Origin of the sequence: Acinetobacter sp. YH12205, from assembly GCF_013418125.1 — a bacterium.
Lineage (GTDB): Bacteria > Pseudomonadota > Gammaproteobacteria > Pseudomonadales > Moraxellaceae > Acinetobacter > Acinetobacter towneri.
In genome coordinates, this window is record NZ_VPCQ01000005.1 from 1 (window position 1) to 25,938 (window position 25,938).

General features: G+C 41.7%; 19 protein-coding genes and 1 rRNA gene. 13 read left to right on the plus strand and 7 right to left on the minus strand.

Annotated features, from left to right (window positions below):
• Positions 1–4: 4 nt before the first annotated feature.
• The 5 genes from rrf to FTU92_RS07860 all read left to right on the plus strand — a co-directional run bounded on the left by rrf (position 5) and on the right by FTU92_RS07860 (position 6,839).
• Positions 5–119 (plus strand): 5S ribosomal RNA (gene rrf / locus FTU92_RS07840).
• Between the two features lie 284 nt (positions 120–403).
• On the plus strand, positions 404–1,753 hold the full coding sequence (locus tag FTU92_RS07845) for an MFS transporter (protein WP_096902259.1): 1,350 nt from the start codon (positions 404–406) through the stop codon (positions 1,751–1,753).
• Between the two features lie 423 nt (positions 1,754–2,176).
• Positions 2,177–3,385: an MFS transporter gene (locus FTU92_RS07850; RefSeq protein ID WP_179989619.1), complete on the plus strand. Its 1,209-nt coding sequence runs from the start codon at positions 2,177–2,179 to the stop codon at positions 3,383–3,385.
• 194 nt (positions 3,386–3,579) lie between these two features.
• Positions 3,580–5,952 (plus strand): YgiQ family radical SAM protein, encoded by a 2,373-nt coding sequence (locus FTU92_RS07855; RefSeq protein WP_180060467.1) that lies wholly within the window; start codon positions 3,580–3,582, stop codon positions 5,950–5,952.
• A gap of 344 nt (positions 5,953–6,296) precedes the next feature.
• Positions 6,297–6,839, plus strand: a complete 543-nt coding sequence (locus tag FTU92_RS07860; protein ID WP_131261667.1) for a DUF2726 domain-containing protein — start codon at positions 6,297–6,299, stop codon at positions 6,837–6,839.
• 97 nt (positions 6,840–6,936) lie between these two features.
• On the opposite strand, the gene FTU92_RS07865 is transcribed toward FTU92_RS07860, so the two are convergent.
• The 5 genes from FTU92_RS07865 to mdtD form a co-directional block, all read right to left on the minus strand.
• A complete protein-coding gene (locus FTU92_RS07865) occupies positions 6,937–7,308 on the minus strand; it encodes a RidA family protein (RefSeq protein ID WP_104852890.1) in 372 nt (123 codons plus the stop codon).
• A 462-nt stretch (positions 7,309–7,770) separates the two neighbouring features.
• Positions 7,771–8,826, minus strand: a complete 1,056-nt coding sequence (gene dinB / locus FTU92_RS07870; protein WP_154321163.1) for a DNA polymerase IV — start codon at positions 8,824–8,826, stop codon at positions 7,771–7,773.
• Between the two features lie 45 nt (positions 8,827–8,871).
• The gene (locus tag FTU92_RS07875) at positions 8,872–9,882 is read right to left on the minus strand and encodes an MBL fold metallo-hydrolase (protein ID WP_004975617.1); all 1,011 of its coding nucleotides are present in this window, start codon (positions 9,880–9,882) and stop codon (positions 8,872–8,874) included.
• 34 nt (positions 9,883–9,916) lie between these two features.
• Positions 9,917–10,708: a GH25 family lysozyme gene (locus FTU92_RS07880; protein WP_180096053.1), complete on the minus strand. Its 792-nt coding sequence runs from the start codon at positions 10,706–10,708 to the stop codon at positions 9,917–9,919.
• A 79-nt stretch (positions 10,709–10,787) separates the two neighbouring features.
• A complete protein-coding gene (gene mdtD / locus FTU92_RS07885; protein ID WP_180062050.1) occupies positions 10,788–12,179 on the minus strand; it encodes a multidrug transporter subunit MdtD in 1,392 nt (463 codons plus the stop codon).
• Between the two features lie 183 nt (positions 12,180–12,362).
• On the opposite strand from mdtD, the gene FTU92_RS07890 reads away from it, so the two are divergent.
• Positions 12,363–14,249 carry a choice-of-anchor I family protein gene (locus tag FTU92_RS07890; protein WP_179989004.1) on the plus strand — a complete coding sequence of 629 codons (1,887 nt, stop codon included), beginning with the start codon at positions 12,363–12,365 and terminating at the stop codon, positions 14,247–14,249.
• Between the two features lie 151 nt (positions 14,250–14,400).
• On the opposite strand, the gene FTU92_RS07895 is transcribed toward FTU92_RS07890, so the two are convergent.
• Positions 14,401–15,021 (minus strand): TIGR00730 family Rossman fold protein, encoded by a 621-nt coding sequence (locus tag FTU92_RS07895; protein ID WP_096902251.1) that lies wholly within the window; start codon positions 15,019–15,021, stop codon positions 14,401–14,403.
• A gap of 124 nt (positions 15,022–15,145) precedes the next feature.
• On the opposite strand from FTU92_RS07895, the gene FTU92_RS07900 reads away from it, so the two are divergent.
• From FTU92_RS07900 to FTU92_RS07920, 5 genes are all read left to right on the plus strand, one after another.
• Positions 15,146–15,358 carry a hypothetical protein gene (locus FTU92_RS07900; RefSeq protein ID WP_165492541.1) on the plus strand — a complete coding sequence of 71 codons (213 nt, stop codon included), beginning with the start codon at positions 15,146–15,148 and terminating at the stop codon, positions 15,356–15,358.
• Complete coding sequence (locus tag FTU92_RS07905; protein ID WP_178318297.1) at positions 15,355–16,938, plus strand: TerC family protein; 1,584 nt, start codon at positions 15,355–15,357, stop codon at positions 16,936–16,938. Before FTU92_RS07900 ends, FTU92_RS07905 begins: the two co-directional genes overlap by 4 nt.
• 141 nt (positions 16,939–17,079) lie before the next feature.
• Positions 17,080–17,547: a YchJ family protein gene (locus tag FTU92_RS07910; protein WP_180096055.1), complete on the plus strand. Its 468-nt coding sequence runs from the start codon at positions 17,080–17,082 to the stop codon at positions 17,545–17,547.
• A 65-nt stretch (positions 17,548–17,612) separates the two neighbouring features.
• Positions 17,613–18,257, plus strand: a complete 645-nt coding sequence (locus tag FTU92_RS07915; protein ID WP_004975638.1) for a trimeric intracellular cation channel family protein — start codon at positions 17,613–17,615, stop codon at positions 18,255–18,257.
• A 156-nt stretch (positions 18,258–18,413) separates the two neighbouring features.
• Entirely contained in the window at positions 18,414–19,733 is a 1,320-nt protein-coding gene (locus tag FTU92_RS07920) for an MFS transporter (RefSeq protein ID WP_180096057.1), read from the plus strand.
• A gap of 67 nt (positions 19,734–19,800) precedes the next feature.
• Here FTU92_RS07920 and FTU92_RS07925 read toward each other — a convergent pair whose 3' ends face one another.
• On the minus strand, positions 19,801–21,537 hold the full coding sequence (locus FTU92_RS07925; protein WP_180096059.1) for a hypothetical protein: 1,737 nt from the start codon (positions 21,535–21,537) through the stop codon (positions 19,801–19,803).
• A gap of 329 nt (positions 21,538–21,866) precedes the next feature.
• On the opposite strand from FTU92_RS07925, the gene parC reads away from it, so the two are divergent.
• On the plus strand, positions 21,867–24,086 hold the full coding sequence (gene parC / locus FTU92_RS07930; protein WP_179991338.1) for a DNA topoisomerase IV subunit A: 2,220 nt from the start codon (positions 21,867–21,869) through the stop codon (positions 24,084–24,086).
• Between the two features lie 148 nt (positions 24,087–24,234).
• Positions 24,235–25,911 carry an AMP-binding protein gene (locus tag FTU92_RS07935; RefSeq protein WP_180044236.1) on the plus strand — a complete coding sequence of 559 codons (1,677 nt, stop codon included), beginning with the start codon at positions 24,235–24,237 and terminating at the stop codon, positions 25,909–25,911.
• Positions 25,912–25,938: the final 27 nt, after the last annotated feature.

The window sequence follows — 25,938 nt, forward strand, 5'->3', positions numbered from 1 at the left end:
TTGTGCTGGCGACCATAGCAAGAGTGAACCACCTGATCCCTTCCCGAACTCAGAAGTGAAACCTCTTCGCGCTGATGGTAGTGTGGGGTTACCCATGTGAGAGTAAGTCATCGCCAGCTCATTATTCGAACACCCTCAACTAGCGTTGGGGGTGTTTTTTTATGTGGAAAAGAAAATATTAAGAAGAATAATCACATTTTATTGTGTTTAAAATAACAATAAACCCATAATTAATAAAATGTTTTAGACTAATGTTGAATTTTTATTTTTTGTGTTTTGTGTGAAAGTTACACAATCTACTTGAATGGCAAAAGTGGACATGGATGACTGATAAAAATGAAAGTCTTCACTGTAAAAATTGCTATTCAAGCTTACTGAAACACAAACTCACAGGAGGTGAGGAATGGCACATCAAGCAATTAACGTGAATGATGTCATCGATCACGCAAAATTCAAACCATTTCATTTCAATGTCGTGGCATGGTGTCTACTGATCATTTTATTTGATGGCTATGACTTGGCAATTAATGGGGTCGTTTTACCCTTATTGATGGATGAGTGGGGCTTGAGTGCTGTTCAGGCGGGGATGCTCGCGAGTACTGCATTGGCAGGTATGATGTTTGGTGCGATGATTTTTGGTTCTTTGGCCGATAAAATTGGTCGTAAGAAAGTCATCATGATCTGTATCGTTCTGTTTAGTGGTTTAACCTTTGCAGGTGGCTTTGCTTCTAATCCAACTGAGTTTGCAATTTTACGTTTCTTAGCGGGTTTAGGCATTGGTGGTGTAATGCCAAACCTTGTGGCCTTAACTTCTGAATATGCACCTAAAACCATGCGTAGCACCTTAGTGACTACTATGTTTAGTGGTTATGCTGTAGGTGGTGTAATGGCAGCCTTACTTGGCTCATGGTTTACCCCAAGTTTTGGCTGGGAAATCATGTTCTTTATTGCGGGTATCCCATTGTTTTTATTGCCTGTGATTTGGAAATTCTTGCCAGAATCTTTAACCTTTATTGTCAAAGAAAATAAGCAAGATCAAGCCCGTCCAATCGTAGCGCGTTTAGCACCAGATTTAAAAATTACCGAAGACACCACTTTTGAATTGTATCAGGTTGGTGTGCCTGAAGCTGCTAACGTGGTGAGCTTGTTCAAACGCGGTCGTGCAGTGAATACTTTATTGTTCTGGTTAGCGTTCTTTACTTGTCTATTAACCATGTATGCACTCAGCAGCTGGTTGCCAAAACTGATGATGGCGGCAGGCTATTCTATGGACAACAGCTTAATGTTCATGATGGTGATGAACGTAGGTGCAGTCGTTGGTATCGTGGGTGGTGGTATTTTAGCAGACCGTTTCCACTTAAAACCTGTATTGATGTTCTTGGGAATCATGGGTGCATTGGTGATGAGCCTCATGGGCTTCCAATCTAATCAATTCTTGCTTTACATCTTAGTATTCTTGGCGGGTGCAGCATCTATTGGTTCACAAATGTTGTTGTATAGCTATGTGGCACAATATTACCCACTTGCGGTACGCTCAACAGGTATTGGCTGGTCATCTGCCATTGGTCGTATGGGTGCGATTGTGGGTCCAATTTTAATTGGCGGCTTATTGGGTATGAATTTACCTGCACACTTCAACTTTATGGCAGTAGGTTTGCCAGTGTTGATCACTGCAATTGCGGTTGCCTTGATTATGAGTGAAGATGAAGCTGAGCAAATTAAAGCAGGCAAAGCAGTTGCTGCCAAAGCTTAAACTTGTAATGTGCTAAGTTCAAAAGTCCTCAACCTTGTTTGGGGACTTTTTGATTATGGGGTGTGTAAATAGAAAGTGATGATAGATAAAGTTATATACTCAAGACACAGATAAAAAGAAACCCCATCATCCTGACGGGGTTTCTTTGTATTTCGTGTTTAGGTATAACTCCTGTCGTACCTCACGATCCTGGTGCTCAAACCTATTATTGTTGTTTTCTGTTTGGGAAACATCCTGTCTCCTTATGCTTTAAAGAATACCGTAAGCTCAAAATACTGCCTAGCCTCATTTTGCTTCAGTGCATGTAAGCAAAAACTGACAAAGTGATGAATGATACTGACGCTGTTTTTGAGCAAACGATAAAATACCGAGCTTATTTTTGTCCATAAACAGGCGTATACTGATTGCGTGATTGGAGTAAATATGTCTGATTTAGCTGCAGCATCTCATGTTCAGTATGGTACTAAGCCGTTTAAAGCCATTCTTTTTTCGTTGTTTCTAGCGGGTTTCGCTTCTTTTTCGACCTTGTACTGTGTGCAACCGATGATGCCAATTTTGGCCGATTTTTTTACGGTTACACCAACCCAAAGTAGTTTCCCGCTGTCATTTTCTACTGTGGCTTTGGCGATAGGTTTGCTTTTCACAGGTTTTATTTCAGATCGTTTTGGGCGTAAACCTATTATGGTTTTGGCTTTATTTTTAGCTGCCATTTTATTAATTCTGAGTGCCTTACTTCCAATCTGGTCATTCTTTTTAACCACACGAATTTTTATTGGCATTGCTGTGAGTGGTGTAGCTGCGGTCGCTATGACCTATATTGGTGAAGAAATTCGACAGCAAGATATTGGTTTTGCTATGGGGCTGTATATTTCGGGTACGGCCATTGGTGGCATGGGTGGACGTTTAATTGCTGGGGTCTTGGTCGATTTTATTTCTTGGCAAGCGGCAACCTTAATTATTGGTAGTTTGAACTTACTGATTGCAATCACCTTTTATATGTTACTGCCCGCATCGAAAAATTTTACAGCGTATCCGATTCGCTTCTCGCGGTTTAGAGATGCTTTTGTTGCCAATTTGGCAGACCGTAAATTAAGAATCCTGTTTTTACAGGGCTTTTTGCTGATGGGCTGTTTCGTTAGTATTTTCAATTACATTAGCTATTATTTATTGGCTAAACCATTTGAGCTTTCTCAAGTTTGGATTGGGGTAATTTCAATTGCCTATTTGGCGGGTATTTACAGTTCACCACGCGCAGCAAGCTGGGGCAATCGTATTGGACGTGAACGTGTGTTGCCTATGGTGATTGTCCTAATGTTGATCGCATTATGGTTGATGTCGATTGCACATTTAGCCGTCGTATTGGCTGCATTGGTGCTATTTACCTTTGCTTTTTTTGCCGCACATTCTACTGCCAGTAGTTGGGTGTCGATTCAAGCACTGCAGTATCGTGCAGTGGGATCATCATTATATTTATTTAGTTACTACATGGGTTCGAGTTTGCTCGGTAGTGGTAGCGGTCTGATTTGGGAACAATGGGGCTGGTCTGGTCTGACATGGGTGATGACTGCAGTCTTGGGTGTGGCGCTTTATGGTGCGTGGCGTTTAAAGATTAAACCAACAGCGCTGCGATAAGCATTCAGGATTATTGCTTTAGGCTTATCCCTTTATGCTTTTCTTATTCAGATACCAACTTAGGATATAAAAATAGTTTGCTGATTTTGTGTGTTTTTTAATCAAGCAAGATGAATGGAATTCATGCTAAAATAGTCGGCTTTCATCTTTGATCGACTTTTGATCTTCCACTTCCCAGCCGAGAATTGCAAGCCATGTCTACTGCTTATACTGCTCAGACCGCACCCAAAGCGTTGTTTGATTATGACAAATATTGGGCGTCATGTTTTGAGCCTGCGCCATTTTTGCCGATGTCACGCGAAGAAATGGATCAGCTCGGTTGGGATGCCTGCGATTTTATTCTAGTTTGTGGTGATGCTTATATTGATCATCCCTCTTTTGTATCGGGCGTGATTGGTCGTGTGCTTGAGGCGCAGGGCTTTCGTGTCGGGATCATCGCCCAGCCAGACTGGACCAATGTGGAATCTTTTCGGGTTTTAGGGAGGCCGACCATCGCTTGGGGCGTCACCGCAGGCAATATGGACTCGATGATCAACCGCTATACCGCAGACCGTAAAATCCGTTCTGATGATGCTTATTCGCCAGACAATCAGCCGAATAAACGTCCTGACCGTGCAGCTACGGTGTACTGTCAGCGTTGTCGTGAAGCCTTTCCAGATGTGCCTGTTTTACTTGGCGGGATTGAAGGCTCGTTGCGTCGTATTGCACATTATGATTATTGGTCGGATAAAGTTCGTCGCTCGATTTTAATGGATTCTAAAGCCGACTTATTGATGTACGGCAATGGCGAGCGTTCGATTATTGAAGTGATCCACCGTTTGGCCAAAGGTGAAAAAATCCACGAAATTACAGATGTACGTGGTACAGCATTTATTATCAATAAACATAACCGTGCGTCTAAATCCAAATTTGTTGAAATTGCATCTAATGATGTAGATAGCGTGGGCCGTGTCGATCCAATCATCAACCCTTATGTGATGACCGAAGATTTAGACGGTTGTGAGATTGAAAAAGATAAGGGCAACAACCTCGCGCAATATCAAAATTTCCAGAAAGATGTGGTCAGCAATCCAATTGTGCGTGAAGGTGATCAGCTAGATGCAGATACCCAGATTGTGCAATTGCAGCCTGCTTCAAAAGCAATTAAACACAAATTACCCCCACGTGAATTGGCAGTGATTCGTTTGCCTTCTTTTGAGGAAGTGGCGAATGATCCTGTGCTGTATGCGCATGCTAACCGTATTTTGCATTTAGAAACTAACCCGGGCAATGCGCGTGCTTTGGTGCAAAAGCATGGTGAACGTGATGTGTGGTTGAATGCACCGCCTATTCCGTTGACTACGGAAGAAATGGACTATGTATTCGATTTACCGTATGCACGTTTGCCGCATCCATCTTATGGCAATGCACGTTTCCCTGCTTTTGATATGATCAAGTTTTCGGTCAATATCATGCGTGGTTGTTTTGGTGGCTGTACTTTCTGTTCGATTACCGAACACGAAGGACGAATTATCCAAAACCGTTCTGAAGAATCCATTTTGCGTGAAGTGGAAAAAATTCGGGATACTGCGCCTGGCTTTACTGGCATTATTTCAGACTTGGGTGGCCCGACTGCAAATATGTACCGTTTGCATTGTAAAGACCCTGAAATTGAAAAGAATTGTCGTAAACCCTCTTGTGTATTCCCGGGCGTATGTCAAAACTTACATACCGATCATGCACCTTTAACCCAGTTATATCGTAAAGCGCGTGAACTGAAAGGTATTAAAAAAATTCTGATTGGTTCAGGTTTACGTTATGACTTGGCAGTGTTGAACCCTGAATATGTACGTGAATTGGTGACGCATCATGTGGGCGGTTATTTAAAAATTGCACCTGAGCATACCGAAAAAGGCCCATTATCTAAGATGATGAAACCAGGTATTGGTACGTATGACCGTTTTAAACAAATGTTTGATCGTTTCAGTAAAGAGGCGGGCAAAGAGCAATATCTGATTCCGTACTTTATTGCTGCGCACCCAGGAACGACCGATTACGACATGATGAATTTGGCGTTGTGGCTGAAAAAGAATGGTTTCCGTGCCGATCAGGTACAGACTTTCTATCCATCGCCAATGGCGACCGCTTCGACCATGTATTACACAGGTAAAAACCCACTGGCCAAAGTGGCGCGTTATACCGAAAATGTGGATATTGTCAAAGGCGAAAAACGTCGTCGTTTGCATAAAGCTTTCTTACGTTACCATGATCCAAACAACTGGCCGTTGTTGCGTGAAGCCTTAAAAGAAATGGGACGTGCAGATTTAATCGGGAACTCTAAACAGCACCTGATTCCAACCTATCAGCCGCAAGGCACAGATGGACAGTATCAAACGGCACGTAAGAAAAACTCGACTGTCGCGGGTGATTCACAAAAACGTACGGGGCAAAGTGGTAATCGTGCTCAGAACAGTAATCGTCCGAAGAAAGGGCAAATATTGACTCAGCACACAGGTTTGCCGCCACGTGAAACAGGTGAAAAACGTCCATTTTCACACAAAAAATCTAAGCCAAAATCGAAAGCTTAGTACTTGAAGTTAAGATCCATCAAAAGGCGCTGCAGCGCCTTTTTTGTTTGCTTTTCATTTCATCGGAATTGTCCGACAATCGAATCTGTTAAGCATTGCTTTGTTATTTTTTTGCATGCTATACAGTATTCGTATCTAATGATAAAAACACGCTTAGATGCTACAGCACTTAGACAAAAGGCGGGCTTGTGAAACAAAATTTCTGTTTCTATGATGGTTTTGTCAATGTTTCATGTAGTTTCTTAAATGGAACGTTTAAATATAAAAGCGTGTTATATACTGATTTGATGAAAAAATCGGCATGAAGCCGAAACAACTATAAAAATGATTTTAAGGATTGAATAATGACCATTTATATTTTGATTGGGGTTTTGATACTGATTTTCTTTCTCTTGATGGCGGTTAAGGGCTTGGAAAATAGAGAAAAACCTCAGGACAGTGCACTAAAGCAACGTGCAATTTTTAACTTAAATGAACAGCTGACGTATACACGTTTGCAGGAAATTTTACCTCAACATATCATCTTGGCGCATGTGTCTTTTGATGCCTTGCTGACCACGAAATTTTCACGTACTCGACATAAATACCGCAATATGATTGCCGATTTTGTGGTGTTGGATGCCAATCATCAAGTTGTTGCAATTGTGGCTTTAGATGATTTGTTGATGTTGAAACGTAGCCGCAATGCACAATACCAAGATGAATTGCTGCGTTTGGCGGGTTATAAAGTGCTGCGTTATGAAGATGTGCCTGAATATCACGAATTACGCGAAGCTTTTGGGCAGTCATCGTCATCTTATGCAGATTTAGATGATTTGGATACTGCCTTAAAGAAGTATGATTTTTTAGCGCATTCTGTACGCCATAAAGTGAAGGTATTAGGCTAAACGCTTGCCGCTAAAATCACTAGATAGACAACATGAATCAGCATGTCGCCATGACATGCTGATTTTTTTGGGTATGTTCCTGATCCAATCACATCTGTTATACGTTGGGTTGCTCTTCAGGTTTGACTGCAACCACAGTCATCTCAACTAAAACGTCAGGATGATATAACTTGGCTTCTACGCAGGTACGCGGTAAAGTTTGTATATCTGCCACCCAAGCATCCCAAACTTGATTCATTGCGGCATAATCGCGCTCAATGTCTTTTAGAAAAATCATTACCGACATGATGTGGCTTTTATCTGTACCCGCATCTGCCAATAAACGATCAATCAGGGCAAGTGTTTGTTGGGTTTGCCCCTCAATATCTTGTTGTGTGTCTTCTGCCAGTTGCCCTGCCAAATGGACTAAATTTCCCGAAATTGCAATTTCAGAATAACGTTTTTGGATATGTAGACGTTGAACAGCCATTGGGTGTGATCCTCGCGCCAAGCGATTGGGTATAAAAAGCGTGAGGTATTATAGAGGCAGGCAAGCACGTGGAAAATATGCAGGCAGCAGTCTACTTAAAATAAAAAGTAGTTGAATGGAAAATACGAGGAAAAGAGAGACGGTGTATCAAAGCGGCGAAGTGCCAAGCGCAGAGTTGTCCTGTAATCTTCGGATTTGATCGTCACGCCAATCACAGGACAAGTATGCCAAAAGTAATGGTGATTTTTGACATCTCAGCGTATGTACGGATAAATACATCGCGCGCATAGATTACTCTAAAAAGCACAACTGTGAAGGGTAAATTGTCTTATTTTTATTCTTTTGGCTGAAATTTATACAAAAATAGCTTTAGTATTCATCGGCAAGTATTGGCTAGGTATGTTTTATGTAGAGCGGGAAGTTTACCGCTTTAAAATCCGTGATATTTACGAGTCGTGATATTTACAGTAAAGACAGTTGTGCTTGTTCATCGGCAGAGCTGAGTTGATACAGACCGACCCCAATTAAACGGAATTGATCCTGTGCGGGAATATGCATTTCGTGAAGCAAAAGTTGCAGGACTTTTTCAAGATCGTTTTTGCTCTCAAGTGGCTGTTTAAAACTTTTGCTATGTTGTAAGACCTGAAAATTTTTGAGTTTCAATTTGGCCGATACGCCACGTGCAACATATTGTTTTTTCACTAAACTATGCCAAACCTGATCAATCAAGCTAGACCAGTAAGCTGCACATTCGGCTAAGTTTAAGTCATCATCAAAGGTGATTTCTTTGGAAATTTGCTGGCGCTCACGTTCTGCCTGCACAGGACGTTCATCAATCCCTTGGGCAAATAAAAACAGGCGTTTTCCATATTTGCCAAAATGATGAATCAACAGGTTTTCTTCAATGTGTTGCAAATCGCCTAAGGTATTTAAATTCAAGCTTTTTAATTTTTCCTGCGTGACTTTACCTACGCCTGGAATTTTCTTTAAGGGTAAGTCCTGAATAAACTGCTGCACTTGACTGGGTTTAATCACGCAAATGCCATTGGGTTTATGCCAGTCCGAAGCAATTTTGGCTAAAAATTTATTCGGTGCGACACCTGCCGAGGCCGTTAAACCTGTACTTTGAAAAATATCTGCCCGAATCCGCATTGCGACTTCAGTTGCGCTTGGAATACCTTGTAAATTTTCGGTGACATCTAAATAAGCTTCATCTAAAGACAAGGGTTCAATAAGTGGTGTATAACGCTGAAAAATCTGATGAATTTGTGTGGAAACCTCACGATAGAGTGCAAAATTGGGTTCGAGTACCACCACCTGCGGGCAGCGTTTGCGGGCTTGTGCCATCGACATGGCAGAACGTAAACCAAACTCACGCGCAGGATAGGATGCCGCGGCAATCACAGCACGAGGATGATGCGAAGCAATCACCACAGGTAAATGCTGCAATTCAGGACGACTGCGCAGCTCAACAGAGGCATAAAAGGCATCCATATCAATATGAATGATTTTCCGCATGGCACAAACTAGATGAAGCGTTTAGATTTCAACAGTATCGCATGTTTAGGAAGTCGGTTGTAGCATCGGAGCAAGCGGATAAGGCGTGTTGCTATTCAGCAAAATCACCTGTGTCGATTGCTGTTCTGCATAGTCGATCAAACGCTGTAAACTCCGTGGGCTATGGTCGGCAATGCGGGGCAAAAACTCTAAAGGGCGCGCTAAAGGCTGGAAAAAATTATCCCAATGAATTGGAATCACGACACGAGGGCGCAACGTTCCCACAGTTTCATCTAAATAATGCTGTTGAAAAGCAACCGATTGTTTAGAGAGCTGTGCAATCCCTAAAAATAAAGTATCTACCTGCAAGTGTTGTAATTGTTTAGAAATCGCGCCTGTACTGGCTTTGACTAAAATGTTCTGTTCAGGATGCTGAATGTAATAATCAAAACTGCCGCCTTCTTTAAATTCATAAAAACGGGCAGGTAAGGACAATGGTTGTTGAATTTGTTCACCTAAATCATTATTCACAGCGGTGGCAGGGGTATGCTGTGATGGAATAGCCGTAATCTTAAACTTTCCAATCTGTATTGGTTGGGCAGGATTGACAAGGCTTAATCGAGATTCAGGAATTGCGGCACCACGGGCAATGTTCAAACTACTTTCTGAACCGATGATTTGACTGTGTTTGAGTTGCTGCGCCAAAAATGGCAAATCTAGCGTGTGATCATAATGCGAATGGGTGATCAAAATCGCACGTGTGCGTTGTAATTGATGCTGTTGAATCAACTTGTGCAATAAGGCTGGTTGGCTGTCTAACTTGTTCCACATGACTTGTGCAAGAGAGGGGCGACTAAAAAATCCATCAATCAGAATTTGGTTTTCACCATCATCAAACAATAGGGTAGATACGCCAAAATAATGTACTTTTAAGTTGGCATTTGCGGTTTTTGTTGAATATTGCCATGCGGAAAATTGTTCTAGTTTGCCTGCGGGTTGTAATAGGTAAAGCAGTGCGAATCCTGCACAAATGCTGAGCGTAAGCGCAGCCCAAAGCAGCCCTTTCATAATTTTCATGACGGTACTTTTTTATTGTGATGCAGCTATCTTGTTATTTTTTCTGGTTCGGTTCAAGTCTTGTGGGTTGAATTGCGTTGTCTGTTAAAAAATGCTGCCATTGTTTGCTATTGCCATAAAAAACATTTAGGTCGACTGGGGTGTGAATACCTTTTATTTGACCCTGATTGGTATGTTGCCAAAATAACCATTTTGGCTGACCTGCCAGTTGTGGTTTACCCTGATATTCTCTGACCCAAAGTGGTGTTTGCTTAAAGCTTTCAGTTAATACCATATTGTAAAAGGCTTTAGATACATAAAAAATCGGTTGTTTTTCATAATGTTGATATAGCGCATCATGCATGATTTGAATTTCGCGCAGTAACTGTTCTTTGGTGTAAGTGTTGATGCAGTTGCTGTCATATTCTAAGTCAATTACAGGTGGCAAACTGTCAGATTTTTTTGGAACAGTCGCAATAAAGTTTTCTGCCTGAATTGCTCCATCACGGCATAAGCGATAAAAATGATAGGCGCCGACCAAAAAGCCATGTTCACGGGCTTTGAGCCAGTTATCCTGAAATTTACGATCTTTAAAATCGCCTCCTTCGGTGGCTTTTAAATAGACAAAGGCATATTTTTGTGGGGAAATTTTTTGCCACTGAACATCGCCTTGATGATGTGACACGTCAAAGCCTTGAATTGGATATTCTTCGGCTGCCGCAGGTTGTTGGCGCAACACATCCAAATACAATAAAACCGCCAAAACAGCACTGCCAAGCACCGCAATGGTCATACGATAGTGCGGTGTAAAAGCTGAGTTTTTAGCTCGATTTGGTGGTTTGCGCATGTTGAAAAAGCTTCGCGGAGCAAAGTCATATCATAACGCGCAGTGCGGTGTAGCACCATGCGCTTTCGGTAATGGCGTTTTAAACAGCCGTGTGTTTGGGGATATTCCAAAACACTAAAAATGCCAAAATATTTAATACACCCAAACAAATTAAAGTGGCATGAAAGGCACTGACTAACTGTCCTGCGCCGTAATAGGCACTAAACATATTCACCAAAGTACCTGCCAATGCCACGCCAATACTCATCGACAGCATCATAATCATGGATAAAAAACTATTGCCGCTGCTGGCATCTTGTTGAGGTAAATCTTTGAGTGTAAAGGTATTCATACCCACAAACTGCAATGAATTAAGCACCCCAAATATAAAAAAATGCAAGGCACGTAACCAAGTCGCAGTTTCAGCAGTGGTCAGCGCAAAACTAGCAATACACGCCCCGACCAATAACGTATTGGTCAGTAAAAACTGCCGATAGCCAAAACGTTGAATTAAAGGCCGAATAATTGGTTTAGATACCAAAGAACCAAGCACAGTTGGAATCATCATCAAACCTGTGATAAATGGTTCAAAACCAAAAGCCACCTGCAGCATGATTGGCATGATAAAAGGCATGGCATTGCCCCCGAAGCGGGCAAAAAAGTTACCTAAAATACCAATCGCATATAAGCGATTTTTAAATAAATCACTGCGAAATAAGGCATTTTGATGGGTGTGAGCATGGCGAGCATAGCATGCTGCAGCAATACCACCAGCCAAGATTAACGCAAAATTCCAAAGCAGGTTATATTGTGGATTGGCAAAATTTTCGATGCCTAAAGATAAGCCCGCCATCGCCACAACTAATAGGATAAACCCGAGAAAATCAAAGTTTTTAACTTCAGTTTCAGTCACATTCGGCATGGCTTTAATACAAATCCAACAGCCCAAGATGCCCATAGGAATGTTGATCAGGAAAATCCAGTGCCACGTGGCGACTTCGACCAACCAGCCACCCAGCGTTGGGCCAATTAAGGGGCCAATCAACCCTGCCAGACTCATCAGGCTCATGGCAGATAAAAACTGGGTACGTGGAATGATTTTTAACATCGCCAAGCGCCCGACAGGCAAGAGCAATGCGCCACCAATACCTTGAATCACCCGATAAAACAGTAATTCATTCAGACTCGCTGCTGCAGCACAACCCAAAGAGGCAAGGGTAAAAATGATAATCGCTGCAAAATAGGTATTGCGTACCCCAAAACGATCTGCCAACCATCCACTTAATGGAATACACGCTGCCACCGAGAGCACATACGCCACCACAACACTGTGCATCCGCAGCGGGTCTTCCTGCAGGCTATTCGCCATTGCAGGGATTGCTGTATTCACAATGGTGGTGTCGAGCGCCTGCATAAAAAAGCCAATTGAAACCAGAAATACCAAAAGACGGTATTCAGGATGCAGGGCTTGATGGGTCGGTGTTTGGTTCATAACTCGGCAAAATGGACATTTGGTCTAGTTTAAACCATTTTGCAATCTAGCGGACTGCATCTATAAAAACATGAAAAGTGTTTGAAAATTCAAGGAAATGCAATGAAATTGTCATCTATTTGTCACCGATTATTCACTTTGAGTTTGTAAGTTGGGTGCATTTAGAAAAATGATGAGTAATTTATGAAAACGCAAATTTCTGCATTAATGTTGGCTTTATTGTCTGTGGGGATGGTGGGCTGTAATGATAATAATGATCCTATTCCTGTAAAAGAAGAAGTTGTTGAAGCAACACCTACAACAATTAGTTTGGAGCGTTTAGGGGAATACGATGCACAAGTTTTTGGTGCGAGTGCTGCGGAAATTTCTGCTTATGATGCTGAAAGTAAACGTTTATTTGTAGTCAATGCGAAAAATGGCGTGGTCGATGTACTGGATTTAAGCAACCCAAGTGCACCTGTTAAGCTGAACAGCTTGGATGCCAAGACTCATTTGGCGAATTCTGAAGTCAATAGTGTTGCGGTACATCAAGGTATTGTCGCTTTAGCTGTTCAGGCAACACCTAAAACTGATAAAGGCATCGTGGCATTTTTTAAAGCCAAAGACCTGAGCTTTATCAGCAAAGTTGAAGTCGGTGCATTGCCTGATATGTTGACTTTTACTCCAGATGGCAAAAAAGTCTTGGTTGCCAATGAAGGTGAGCCAAATGAAGGTTATAAGATTGATCCAGAAGGTTCAATCAGTATTATTAATCTAACTGACATCAACAAGCCTACTGTAAAAACTGCAGATTTTCAGGCATGGAATACACGTAAGCAGGAATTGCTTGATGCGGGCGTGCGTATTTTTGGGCCAAATGCGACTGTCGCACAAGATTTAGAGCCTGAATATATTGCGGTGAGTGACGATGGTAAAACTGCTTGGGCAAGTCTACAAGAAAACAATGCTATTGCTGTAATTGATTTGATTCAAGACCAAGTGGTCGATATTTTCCCATTGGGTTATAAAAACTTTGGCTTAGCTGCAAATGCTTTAGATGCAGGTGATCGTGATTGTGTTGTTGGTAAGCAAGACTATAACGGTAAAACGATTACAGCCTGTGCTAAAAATGAGGGGATGATTAATATTCAAGCTTGGCCAGGCTTATATGGCATGTATATGCCAGATGCAATTGCGCAATATCAAGCCAATGGACAAAGCTACTTGGTCACTGCCAATGAAGGTGATGCGCGTGAATGGTTGGTTGATGAAGACTTATATTTTGGTACGGATGAAATAACTCAGGGTTATGCAGAAGAAATTCGTGTTAAACACTTATTCAATAATAAAGGCTTCAGTACCAATGGCGATTATGCAGCGCATTTACGTCTATTAAAGTCAGGGGTTAAAGGCGCAAAGCTTGATTCAAACGTATTTAAAGCATGTACCACTACAGATGCCAATGAAGTTTGTGCAGATAATTTAATTAAAGATTCACAATTGGGTCGTTTGACGATTACTTGGACGCAAGGTTACAAGAAAGATACAAATGGTGAGCCTGTGCTAGACAGCGATGGTTTCATGACCTATGACAAACTATATGCTTATGGTGGCCGCTCGTTCAGTATTGTAGATCCTAAAACCAAAAAAATTGTTTGGGACTCAAAAAATGACTTTGAACGTAAAGCTGCTGAATTATTTCCAGAATACTTTAATACCAATCATGAAAAATTAAGTATAGATGATCGTAGTGACAATAAAGGCCCTGAGCCTGAAGGCATTGCTTTAGGTAAAATTGGTCAAAAAACTTTTGCCTTTATTGGGTTGGAGCGTATGGGTGGCATTATGGTGTACGACATTACCCAACCGACACAAGCATCTTTTGTTGAGTATTTTAATGATCGTAAGTTTGGTGAAACCCGTACATCTTTCGATGCAGAAGGTAATGAGGTTACCGTTGAAAATTCAAATCTCGGTCCCGAAGGTTTGATCTTTATTGCAGCCAAAGACTCGCCTAACGGCAAGCCACTGTTAGTTGTGGGTAATGAAGTCAGTGGAACTACTGCCGTCTACCAAATCAAGCTTAACTAACAGCATTGCAAAATTAGAAATCTATTAAAGAGGGCACTTTGGTGTTCTCTTTTTTGTGCTGTAAAAACCAATGAACAGTGAATTAAAAAAAGCGAGTCACCGACTCGCTTTCACTTTCATTTTTATTGCTATTTCATGCACCTAAAGAAGTTCAACCTACAAAATGACGTGGAGAATCCAAATTCTTTAAGGCATTAATAATTTTGTGGGAGTGGTTACACACGATCAGTTTAGCGCGGTGCTGTGGTGGTAAAAAACCTTCGTGTACCGCATGATCTAATTGCTGAATCAGCGCATCATAAAAGCCATTCACATTATATAAAATCATCGGTTTTTGGTGCTGATTCAATTGCCCCCAAGTGGCAATTTCCAAAATTTCTTCAAAAGTACCCAAGCCACCTGGTAACGCCACAAAGGCACTGGCACGATCTGCCATCATCGCCTTACGCTCATGCATGCTTTTTACTACGTGTAATTCGGTTAAATTACTGTGGGCAATTTCATAATCCAGCATAAATTCAGGAATTACTCCCACCGCTTGCCCACCATGTTGCACAACGGTGTCAGCAACCAAACCCATTAATCCAATACTCGCGCCGCCGTAGACCATACCAAAGCCTTGCTCGGCTAGTTTTCTTGCCAGTTGTACTGCTTTTTCCTGATAAATCGGGTTATTGCCAGAGCGCGAACCACAGTACAGTGCCACCAAAGGTTGAGAGGTTTGAGGAGATGGATTATTGATATATTGGGTCATTCTTAATTCGCTATTCATTTATTTTCTTCACCATAGCATGTTCTTTTTGTTGGCTCTAGCTTAGTACTCAAATATGACAAACCCGTCAGTATGCAGTGTTCAATTTGCAAAGATTTGTGAAAGTGCTGCATTGGCGTGGATGATGTCGCAAAAAGGGGATGAATCTGAGCGCAAACTTTCCTATACTCAAAGCTTGTCTGACAACTATAGAATCGTCATGGACAGTGGCAGTAGTCGCACCGAACGAATATTTTTAAATTACATGCTGTGCCAACCAGAGCAAGCAAACTTATCTTTTCAGTGTCATCGCCGTGTGGCACGTTTGACCCATGATATTCAGGAGAAGAGTGCATGATCTTTGAATGGATGTCTGACCCCGCTGCGTGGGTTGGGTTATTGACCCTGATCGTACTCGAAATTGTATTAGGCATTGATAACTTGGTGTTTATTGCCATTTTGGCAGAAAAGTTACCGCCAGAACAACGCAATACGGCACGGGTGGTGGGCTTGCTTCTCGCCTTGGGGATGCGCCTGATTTTACTCGCCTCTATCGCGTGGGTCGTCACTCTGACCCAACCACTGTTTCATATTTTTGAACATCCTTTCTCTGGACGTGACCTGATTTTACTGTTTGGTGGTGTGTTCCTGTTGTTTAAAGGCACCATGGAACTGCGCGAACGCATTGAAGGCAAACCAGCACTAAAAGAAGAAAACCCTGTGCACGCGACTTTCTGGATGGTGATTGTGCAGATTGTGGTGCTAGATGCGGTGTTCTCACTCGACAGCGTAATTACCGCTGTGGGCATGGTGCAGCATTTATCGGTCATGATGATTGCGGTGATCATTGCGATAGGCATTATGTTGTGGGCGTCTAAGGCGCTCATGGACTTTGTCAATAAGCATCCTACCGTGGTGATTCTATGCCTGTGCTTCCTGATGATGATTGGTTTCTCATTGGTGGTGGAAGGTTTTGGTTATCACATTCCAAAAGGCTATTTATATGCCGCCATCGGTTTCTCGGTGATGATTGAATTCCTGAACCAAACCATCCGCAGAAATCAGGAAAAAACCGTGACCACCACCGATTTGCGCTACCGTACTGCTTCGGCTGTGATGCGGATGTTAGGTGGCAAAAGTCAAAATACGGCAGAAAGCAGTCATATCAATGAAGATGTTTTAGCTACCCGTGCCTTTGCCGATGAAGTCTTTGATGCTGAAAATGGCGTCTATCACAGCGTGATGGTACAAGGAGTGTTGGGCTTATCTGAGCGTCCTGTAAAGTCGGTGATGACGCCACGCCCTGAATTGGAATGGATTGATTTAGACGAAGATGATGCTTCAATTCGCAGCCAATTATTAAGTATGACCCATTCACGAGTGATTGTGGCACGTGGTGAACTGGACAATATTTCAGGCATTGTCTTAACCCATAAAGTTATGAATCAATACATTGAAACAGGTGTACTGGACTTTGAAACACATTTGCGTGAACCCGTAATTGTGCATGAAAATGCCCAAGTTTTGATGGTGATGGAGCAATTGCGTCAAGCACCGCTGCAAATGGCGATTGTGCTGAATGAATACGGCTCGATTGAAGGCGTTGCCACACCCATTGATATTCTGGAAGCAATTGCAGGTGAATTCCCAGATGAAGATGCACTCGAAGCCAGTGCTGAAAGTTTGGAAGATGGCACATTATTGCTAGATGGTTCCATTGATATTCGCCACGTATCTTTATTATTAGGTCGTGATTTGGTGGATGAAAGCGAGCAATATTCAACTTTATCAGGCTATATTTTATTCCATTTGGGACGTTTGCCTGAAAATGGTGAGAAATTGCTTTCCGATGGTTATGTTTTTGAAATTGTGACCATGGATGGACATAAAATTGAAAAAGTGCATTTGATTCAGCAGGAATCTTCAAGCGCATCATAAACTGAACGCCAAACTGCATTTCAGTCTTGTGCTTCCGCTAAAATAGCCTGCATTGTCAGGCTGTTTTGGGGCTGTTGCCATTGTAAATATAGACGAAGTGTCAACAGACCCTATTATTGATTTAAATTTCGGGAATTTTCTATGCATCACTTGGCATGTCCGTGCGGGCAAGGCGATTATCAATACTGCTGCCAACCTTTACACGTGGGGCAGGCATATGCAGAAACCGCGAGCCAACTCATGCGTTCACGCTATAGCGCTTTTGCCTTACAACAAATTGATTATATTGTGCAAACCACTGCGCTAGGACAACAGGCAAGTCTGGATGTTGGCGCAATTGCAGATTGGAGCAAGTCGAATCAATGGTTAAAGCTCGAAGTGCTGAATAGCAATGAAAAGTTAGATAAAAGCCATGCCCAAGTTGAATTTAAAGCCCATTACCATGATGCTAAGCAGGCGCAAATTCACCATGAAATTTCCCATTTTGTGCAACATCAGGCACGCTGGTATTTTCTAGATCCGACCACAGGGCAACAGCCGACCATGAAACAGCCGTGTATTTGTGGTTCGGGTAAAAAATTTAAGCAATGTTGTGCGCAATTTTTATAACTTTATCTTGGTTTTTCGCTTATTATAACGCGCATCTATTGGCCTAGTGAAAGAAGGGCAAGTCCATGTTGTTGTTGGTCATTTACTTAATCGCGATTACCGCAGAAGCGATGACAGGCGCATTGTCTGCAGGGCGTCGCAGCATGGACTGGTTTGGTGTCACCTTAATTGCCTGTGTCACCGCATTGGGCGGTGGTTCGGTGCGAGATGTATTGTTGGGGCATTATCCGCTGACTTGGGTCAAACATCCTGAATATTTGGTGCTGACCTGTATTGCAGCTTTTATCACCATTTTAATTGCCAAATGGATGCGTCATTTACGTTCCATTTTCTTGGTGCTCGATGCTTTAGGCTTAATTGGCTTCACTATTATTGGTTGTCAAATTGCTTTGGAAATGGGGCATGGCTTTGTGGTGTCTGCCGTTGCAGGCGTCTTAACAGGTGTGTCAGGTGGGATTCTGCGTGATATTCTGTGTAACGATGTGCCTTTAGTGTTCCGCCGTGAGCTATATGCCAGTATTTCTTTTGTGTCCGTGATTTGCTATTGGTTGTGTATCGAAATCGGTTTGTCGCTTGAATTGACCGTGATCTCAACACTTGTTTTTGGTTTTACTTTGCGTTTGATTGCGATTTATTTTGGCTTAGAAATGCCTAAATTTATTTATCAGGACGATGATGAACATTCAGCATCCTCTAAAGATGAAACCTAATTGGTTATAAGAATTGTATTGAATATCTAAATAGAAGCGAACCGATCACCAGATCGGTTTTTTAATGCTATCCACATCCTGTCAATTCATAGTATAAAAATACAACAGCAGTTGTGTTTTAGCCCATATCCTTTTAGCCAACTTAAAGAGTGTGTTATGGATTTAGTTTCGCGTGTGCAACGTCTACCCATTGGAAAATTCCACTATAGCCTACTGGTGGTGATTGGTCTGGGCTGGATGTTTGATGCCATGGATACAGGACTGATCTCCTTTATTTTGGCAAAAATGGCAGAAGACTGGAGCATGACCCCTGCCGAAAAAGGCATGGTGGTGTCGATTGGTTTTGTCGGAATGGCCATTGGGGCAGTCTTTTCAGGTGGTCTGGCCGATAAAATTGGACGTAAAACTGTATTTGCCACCACCTTGGTGATTTACAGTCTAGCTACTGCCGCTTGTGCCTTTGCACCGAATTTAACTTGGTTACTGGTCTTTCGCTTTATTGTCGGTTTAGGTTTGGGCGGGCAGCTTCCCGTAGCGGTGACTTTGGTCAGTGAATACATTCCTGCGCATGTGCGTGGGCGTTTTATTGTATTGCTGGAAAGTTTTTGGGGCTTGGGGTGGTTATGTGCGGCATTGGTTTCTTATTTTGTGATTCCAAAATTTGATTGGCATACAGCATTTTTAATCGGTGGTTTGCCTGCCTTATATGCCTTGGTTATCTGGAAAAAAGTCCCTGAATCTATCCCATATCTGATCAATCGTGGTCGTATTGCCGAAGCACATGCACTGGTACAAAAGTTTGAGCGTCAATGTGGGGTAGAAGTCATTGAACAGATTGAAGTTCAGCCTGTTGCCGCTAAACAGCATATCTCTTTTACCCAACTGTGGTCGGGGCCATTTGCACGCCGTAGTTTAATGCTGTGGCTGATTTGGTTTGGCATTGTCTATTCCTATTATGGCATTTTCACTTGGTTGCCTAGTCTGTTGGTGCAGCAAGGCTACAGCATCGTACAGTCATTTGAATATGTGTTGGGCATGATTTTGGCGCAATTGCCCGGTTATATTGCAGCTGCTTGGCTGGTCGAAAAATTAGGGCGCAAAGCCACACTAGCTGGTTTTATTGGCATGTGTGCCGTATCGGCTTATTTCTTTGGTCAGGCCGACAGTGTAGCGATGATCATGTTCTGGGGTTGTTTGATGTCGTTCTTCAACTTGGGCGCATGGGGTGTGCTATACACTTATACTCCTGAACAATATCCAACCAATATTCGTGCTTTTGGCTCAGGTTGGGCCTCGGCCATTGGACGCATGGGCGGTATTATCGCCCCGATGGTGGTCACACACATGATGGTTATGCAAAATGGCTTTAGTTATGTCTTTATGATGTTTACAGCGGTTTTATTGGCCGTTGCCTTGGTGATTGTGGTGTTGGGTGAAGAAACCAAAGGCAGAACTTTAGAGTCGATGGGTTTGTAAGCTTAAAATAAATCCATCTTCCAACTTGAAATGACAGTCAGCGTAAACCTGCTTGAGGGATTTACGCTTACTGGCTCCAAGGTTTAGCAGTCAGGACGAATTCCTGATTTAAAGCCAAGGAGATATTTTGCATGTTAAAACTATGCCGATCTTCAGGAAGTTGTAACAATAATGGTAAGCGTGTTATACCATTTTCACCATTGGCAAAAGCATAGTGACGGATTTTAGGGTCAATTCTGCTAATGAGATTCTTGGCTTCTAAATAAACACTTTGTTGGTTTGCCTGTTTTTGAATACTAATAATTCCAATATAACAGCGATCTTGAATATAAATTAGGCTCTTTTTTAGCTTCTCTATTTTCACCTGATTATTTTCAGATTTTTTCAGCAAACGTTTAAAAAATCCCGCTTTTTCATTTGTTTGAATTTCTCGTTCGAGACTACGTATTTGTTGTTGTATATTGCGGCTCTGTTCAATCGCAGCATTCACATGCTCTCTGATCTTTTGAACAGGGGCGATTACCGCATTTAAATGTCGTTGATAGTGATATTCATCTTCAAAGAGCACAAAAACTTCTGCGCGACGCTGCACCAATAAATGCAAATATGCAATCAAACGATATTTAAAGCTGCGGGCGTAGGGATTAAATTGCAACATGGGTTCTTGAGATAAAGCTTCAAACTGATGTAAGAGTTCAGTCATTAAACGTTTCAGATTTAAATAACAAAACTCTAATTCATCAGACTGTTGCACACTTTGTTTTAAACCTCTTGCAAATGGTTCAAGCACTTGCAAGCAAAGGTCTTTTTCTAAGCAATCTAAATGCTCTTTGACTAAATAATCTGTAGAAAAACCTTGAATATCCACCACTTTTTTCATTTGTGGTAAAAGTTGCTCTTGCTTATATAGGTGTAAAGATTCAATCAACTCCACAATATGCGGATTCATTTGACGTTGAATGCCGATAATTTGTGTCATTTGCTGTTTAAAATTTTCAATATAATCAATTTGATCTAACTTTTTCGGATCAAGAACTAAACCACTAATATAGAATTTATTTTCTACGCCAAAGTTTTCTTCTGTTAAAAAGCGTCGAATGGAATAAGCAGATACACGGCTGTCGTAGGAACTACTTACAATAAAATAGTAATCTGTAGCATCGATAATTTCAAAGTCACGAACATGCAGTTCATGAACAAAGTAATCCTGAAAAATTGATGGTTTTTGTTGTGCATATTCACTTGGTAAAATATAAGCAAACCAATTGCCCAAAATTTCACTTTTCATAAACACTTCAAAGATAAAACTACGAATTTGTGCTTGATCTAGATTGCGATGGTTAGTTGTAACGCTGAAGTCTAAATCACGAATAATTAAAGCAGCATCATATAAAAACGCTTTTTTGAGTAAAAGTTGGGCTTGAATATCCTGTGGCTCATGTAATTCAATTTGATTCATTTCATGAATCACCGTTTCTAGAAAATCGGCGATTTGAAAGTCGGTTTGGTAGGTTTCTAAATAGTCAAAGCTACTTTGTACGTTTTTGGCGAGTTGTAATAATTCTGGATGCTGTGTGTACTGTGGAATGTCTTGCAGACGGATGTAACCATGAAATTCAAAGGTTGCTGTAAGATAATTCCAGTGAATATTTTTGGGTTTTAAGTATCGTTCTTCTATTTTTTCATGCAGTTCTTTAGGTGTGGCGGAAAGAATTGCGTTTAGCTGCTGCTGCCATTTATTATCAAGAATAGGATCAATTTGTTTTAACTTTACCCGAAGCTGATAAGGAATATAGGTCTGCATAGCGAAATCCAAAAGAACCGTTACAATAAATTTAAACTTTAAATAAAAAACTGCAGTGTGTTTTATATCACAAAAACAGCATTTACATTGATAAAAATAAAGGAATTTTTATGTAATAAGTATTGTTTCAAACATTTGTAACGTGTCAATAGACCCTCATAGAATGACTCGTTATAATTTTATATTGCTGTTTTTTATAAAATGAATATTTTTACGGCATAAGACACAAATTGTCGCAGAGCATTCCTACTAACTCTTGTGCAGGATGCTGCTGCGGCATAGCATAAGCCGATTGATACAAAAACAAGTGATTTAGGACGACAGGTTTTATGACAAGCCTCGCGCATCATGCAACAGAAAACCGTTCCGTAGCAGAATTTACTGAACGTGCATACCTTAACTATGCCATGTACGTGATTATGGATCGTGCATTACCCCATATCAGCGATGGTTTGAAACCTGTACAACGCCGTATTGTGTACGCCATGAGTGAGCTTGGACTCAAACACAGTGGCAAACCGAAAAAATCGGCACGTACCGTGGGGGATGTATTGGGTAAATACCATCCGCATGGTGATTATGCTTGTTATGAGGCTATGGTGTTGATGGCGCAGCCGTTCAGTTATCGTTATCCATTTATTGAAGGACAGGGCAACTGGGGGTCACCCGATGATCCTAAATCCTTTGCCGCCATGCGTTATACCGAAGCCAAACTATCGCAATATAGTGAAGTACTTTTGGCTGAATTGGGGCAAGGTACTTGTGATTGGCAAGATAACTTTGATGGCTCATTAAAAGAACCTGTCAATTTGCCTGCGCGTGTACCGAATATTTTGCTGAATGGCACCACCGGTATTGCAGTAGGGATGGCGACCGATATTCCACCGCATAACTTGCGAGAAGTGGTGAAAGGCACAATTGCCCTGATTCGCAACCCAAATTTAACCGATGAAAAAGTTGCAGAATATATTCCTGCGCCTGACTTACCAACCAAAGCTGAAATTATTACCCCGCCTGAAGAATTGCTGAAAATGCAAAGTACAGGTCGCGGTAGTTACCGTATGCGTGCGGTGTACAGCATTGAAAAAAATGAAATCGTGATCACAGAATTGCCGTATCAGGTTTCGGGTTCAAAAATCATTACCCAAATTGCTGATCAGATGCAGGCGAAAAAACTGCCGTTGGTGAGCGATGTGCGTGATGAATCAGACCATCAAAACCCAACCCGTTTGGTGATTGTACTGCGTTCCAACCGTATTGATGCTGAAGCGGTGATGAGTCACTTGTTTGCCACGACTGATTTAGAATCGAGCTATCGTGTCAATATGAACATGATTGGCGCAGATGGTCGTCCGCAGGTGAAATCGATTCGTCGTATTTTGCTGGAATGGATTGAGATTCGTAAAAATACCGTCACACGTCGTTTGCAATATCATCTTAATAAAATCGAAAAGCGACTGCACATTTTGGCAGGTTTGCTGATTGCCTATTTAGATATTGATACCGTGATTCGGATTATTCGTGAAGAAGATCATCCTAAAGCCGAGTTGATGGCGCATTTTGGTATTGATGAAATTCAGGCTGAAGCCATTTTGGAATTAAAGCTGCGTCATTTGGCTAAGCTTGAAGAAATGGAAATTCGTCGTGAACAAGAAGAATTAGAAGCACGCGCTGCCATTATTCGTGAACAATTGGCGAATCCTGAATCATTGAAAAATTTAATTATCAGTGAGTTGAAAGAAGACGCGAAAAAGTTTGGTGATGATCGTCGTTCACCAATTGTATTGCGTGCCGAAGCGACTGCAATTAATGAACAAGATATGCTACCTGCCGACCCTGTGACGGTGGTGTTGTCTGAAGCAGGCTGGATTCGTTGTGCCAAAGGGCATGAGGTCGATGCGGAAAATCTAAACTTCCGTGCGGGTGATCAATATCTCAGTCATGCACAAGGCAAATCCAATCAGCGCGTTTATATTTTAGATGATACGGGACGCAGTTATGCGTTGCCAATTAATAGCTTGCCTTCGGCACGTGGCTTGGGAGAACCATTAAGTTCAAAACTCGCTCCTGCCAGTGGCGTTGGCTTTAAACAATTACTAATTGCCGATGATGAAGCTGAAATTTTAGCAGCCAGCAGTAAAGGTTATGGTTTTAAAACACAGGCCAAACAGCTAGATACCAATGCCAAAGCAGGTAAAGCATTCCTGTCTTTGCCTGAACAATCGACAGTGATGAATTTGCAAATGATTGAACACGCGAGTCATGTTGCACTGCTCAGTTCAGCAGGGCGTTTACTGGTGATTGAACTGTCAGAATTGCCAATTTTGAACAAAGGTAAAGGTAATAAATTGATACAACTTGAAGAAAAAGATCAGTTGGTGTCTATGTTACCTTTAAATTTAGATGAAGCAATTCAAGTATTTGCAGGACAGCAACAACTCAAACTCAAAGGCGACGATTTGCTGAAGTATGTGGCGAAGCGCGGCACGAAAGGTCAGCTCTTACCACGCGGTTACCAAAAAGCAAATAAACTGTTAATTCAAAGATAATACTAGCGTTTTTTAAGCAAAATACGTTATATATGGTTTGTATTCGTGAAAATGGATGCAATACGGGACATAAACAAGCAAAGAACGACGTCCTGTATTGAGAAAAACAGTTTAAAACTAAGGATTATTGATTGGAGAAATTGGCATTATGGAAAAGATTTGGTTTGCTGAATACCAAAAGACAGGGATTCCAGAAACTGTAGAACTGCCTGCAGAAAATACGTCACTCGTAGACATTTTTGAACGTAATTTCCAAAAATTTGGTTCACGTGATGCCTTTATCTTTATGGATAAGGTTTTAAGCTTTAGTGAACTAGAAGAAGCTAGCCGTAAATTTGCAACTTATTTACAAAGTTTAGGTTTGGCACCTGGCTCGCGTGTTGCGGTGATGATGCCGAACGTACTTCAATATCCTGTGGTTGCACTGGGGGTGTTCCGCGCAGGTTTAGTTTTGGTGAACGTGAATCCACTTTATACTTCGCGTGAGTTAGAGCATCAATTAAATGACTCTGGTTCTGAAGTTTTAGTGATTATTGAAAACTTTGCATCCGTTTATCAGGCGATTATTGGTAAAACTCCTGTGAAGCATGTTGTTGTTGCTTCTGTGGGCGATATGCTAGGTGCATTAAAAGGCACGTTGGTGAATTTTGTTTTACGTTCAGTGCGTAAGCAAATTCCTGCATGGAACATTCCGGGTCACGTTAAATTTAACGCAGCAATGTCTAAAGTAAGCCCAAGCAACTACAAACGCCCAAGCTTAACTTTAAGTGATACGGCTGTGTTGCAATACACGGGTGGTACAACAGGTGTATCTAAGGGTGCAGAATTAACACACCGCAACCTTGTGGCAAACATGCTGCAATGTGATGGTATTTTCCAGAGTAAATTCGGTGCACAAGATGGTCAGCCAGATGACCGTATTTTCTGTGCATTGCCGCTGTATCACATCTTTGCATTCATGGTGTGTGCGCTTTACGGCATGTACAAAGGTCAGGCAAACGTATTGATTCCAAACCCGCGTGACTTACCTGCGGTGATGAAAGAATTACGTAAATATCAACCAACTTTCTTCCCTGCGGTGAATACTTTATTCAATGCGCTCGTGAACAATGAAGAGTTTAAACAGCTTGATCACAGCAAATTGAAAATGGCGATGGGCGGGGGTATGGCCGTATTACCATCGACTGCTGAAGCATGGAAAAAAGTGACAGGCACCAACATTATTGAAGGTTATGGCTTGTCTGAAACTTCACCAGTTGCAACGGCAAACCCGCCTGCATCTGACGAATTTAGTGGCACAATCGGTATTCCATTGCCATTAACTGAAGTGGCTATTTTGGATGATGATGGCAATGAAGTTGCACTGGGTGAGCAAGGTGAAATTTCAATCCGTGGTCCACAAGTCATGAAAGGCTATTGGAACCGTCCAGATGAAACCGATAAAGTGATGATTAATGGTTTCTTCCGTACAGGTGACATTGGTGTCATGGATTCACGCGGCTATGTGAAAATTGTAGACCGTAAAAAAGACATGATTTTGGTATCAGGCTTTAACGTTTATCCATCTGAAATTGAAGAAGTCATTGCGAAGCATCCGAAAGTCTTGGAAGTAGCAGCAATTGGTGTGCCAGATGAAAAATCAGGTGAAGTGCCAAAACTATTTGTGGTGAAAAAAGATCCATCATTGACCACTGAAGAAGTATTAGCATTCGCTAAAGAGAACTTAACTGGCTATAAACGCCCACGTTATGTGGAGTTTATGGATGAATTGCCAAAATCAAACGTAGGTAAAATCTTGCGTAAAGATTTGCGTAAAACTGCGTAATTCATTCTGCTCTGAAATAAAAGTGCC

What these genes read in the sequence shown, in the direction of transcription:
- FTU92_RS07900 (WP_165492541.1), top strand. Translation starts at nt 15,146, where the DNA reads ATGTCGCAAAAAGGGGATGAATCTGAGCGCAAACTTTCCTATACTCAA.
- FTU92_RS07875 (WP_004975617.1), bottom strand. Translation starts at nt 9,882, where the DNA reads ATGAAAATTATGAAAGGGCTGCTTTGGGCTGCGCTTACGCTCAGCATT.
- mdtD (WP_180062050.1), bottom strand. Translation starts at nt 12,179, where the DNA reads ATGAACCAAACACCGACCCATCAAGCCCTGCATCCTGAATACCGTCTT.
- FTU92_RS07860 (WP_131261667.1), top strand. Translation starts at nt 6,297, where the DNA reads ATGACCATTTATATTTTGATTGGGGTTTTGATACTGATTTTCTTTCTC.
- FTU92_RS07915 (WP_004975638.1), top strand. Translation starts at nt 17,613, where the DNA reads ATGTTGTTGTTGGTCATTTACTTAATCGCGATTACCGCAGAAGCGATG.
- FTU92_RS07850 (WP_179989619.1), top strand. Translation starts at nt 2,177, where the DNA reads ATGTCTGATTTAGCTGCAGCATCTCATGTTCAGTATGGTACTAAGCCG.
- dinB (WP_154321163.1), bottom strand. Translation starts at nt 8,826, where the DNA reads ATGCGGAAAATCATTCATATTGATATGGATGCCTTTTATGCCTCTGTT.
- FTU92_RS07855 (WP_180060467.1), top strand. Translation starts at nt 3,580, where the DNA reads ATGTCTACTGCTTATACTGCTCAGACCGCACCCAAAGCGTTGTTTGAT.
- FTU92_RS07925 (WP_180096059.1), bottom strand. Translation starts at nt 21,537, where the DNA reads ATGCAGACCTATATTCCTTATCAGCTTCGGGTAAAGTTAAAACAAATT.
- FTU92_RS07935 (WP_180044236.1), top strand. Translation starts at nt 24,235, where the DNA reads ATGGAAAAGATTTGGTTTGCTGAATACCAAAAGACAGGGATTCCAGAA.
- FTU92_RS07920 (WP_180096057.1), top strand. Translation starts at nt 18,414, where the DNA reads ATGGATTTAGTTTCGCGTGTGCAACGTCTACCCATTGGAAAATTCCAC.
- FTU92_RS07845 (WP_096902259.1), top strand. Translation starts at nt 404, where the DNA reads ATGGCACATCAAGCAATTAACGTGAATGATGTCATCGATCACGCAAAA.
- FTU92_RS07910 (WP_180096055.1), top strand. Translation starts at nt 17,080, where the DNA reads ATGCATCACTTGGCATGTCCGTGCGGGCAAGGCGATTATCAATACTGC.
- parC (WP_179991338.1), top strand. Translation starts at nt 21,867, where the DNA reads ATGACAAGCCTCGCGCATCATGCAACAGAAAACCGTTCCGTAGCAGAA.
- FTU92_RS07890 (WP_179989004.1), top strand. Translation starts at nt 12,363, where the DNA reads ATGAAAACGCAAATTTCTGCATTAATGTTGGCTTTATTGTCTGTGGGG.
- FTU92_RS07905 (WP_178318297.1), top strand. Translation starts at nt 15,355, where the DNA reads ATGATCTTTGAATGGATGTCTGACCCCGCTGCGTGGGTTGGGTTATTG.
- FTU92_RS07865 (WP_104852890.1), bottom strand. Translation starts at nt 7,308, where the DNA reads ATGGCTGTTCAACGTCTACATATCCAAAAACGTTATTCTGAAATTGCA.
- FTU92_RS07895 (WP_096902251.1), bottom strand. Translation starts at nt 15,021, where the DNA reads ATGAATAGCGAATTAAGAATGACCCAATATATCAATAATCCATCTCCT.
- FTU92_RS07880 (WP_180096053.1), bottom strand. Translation starts at nt 10,708, where the DNA reads ATGCGCAAACCACCAAATCGAGCTAAAAACTCAGCTTTTACACCGCAC.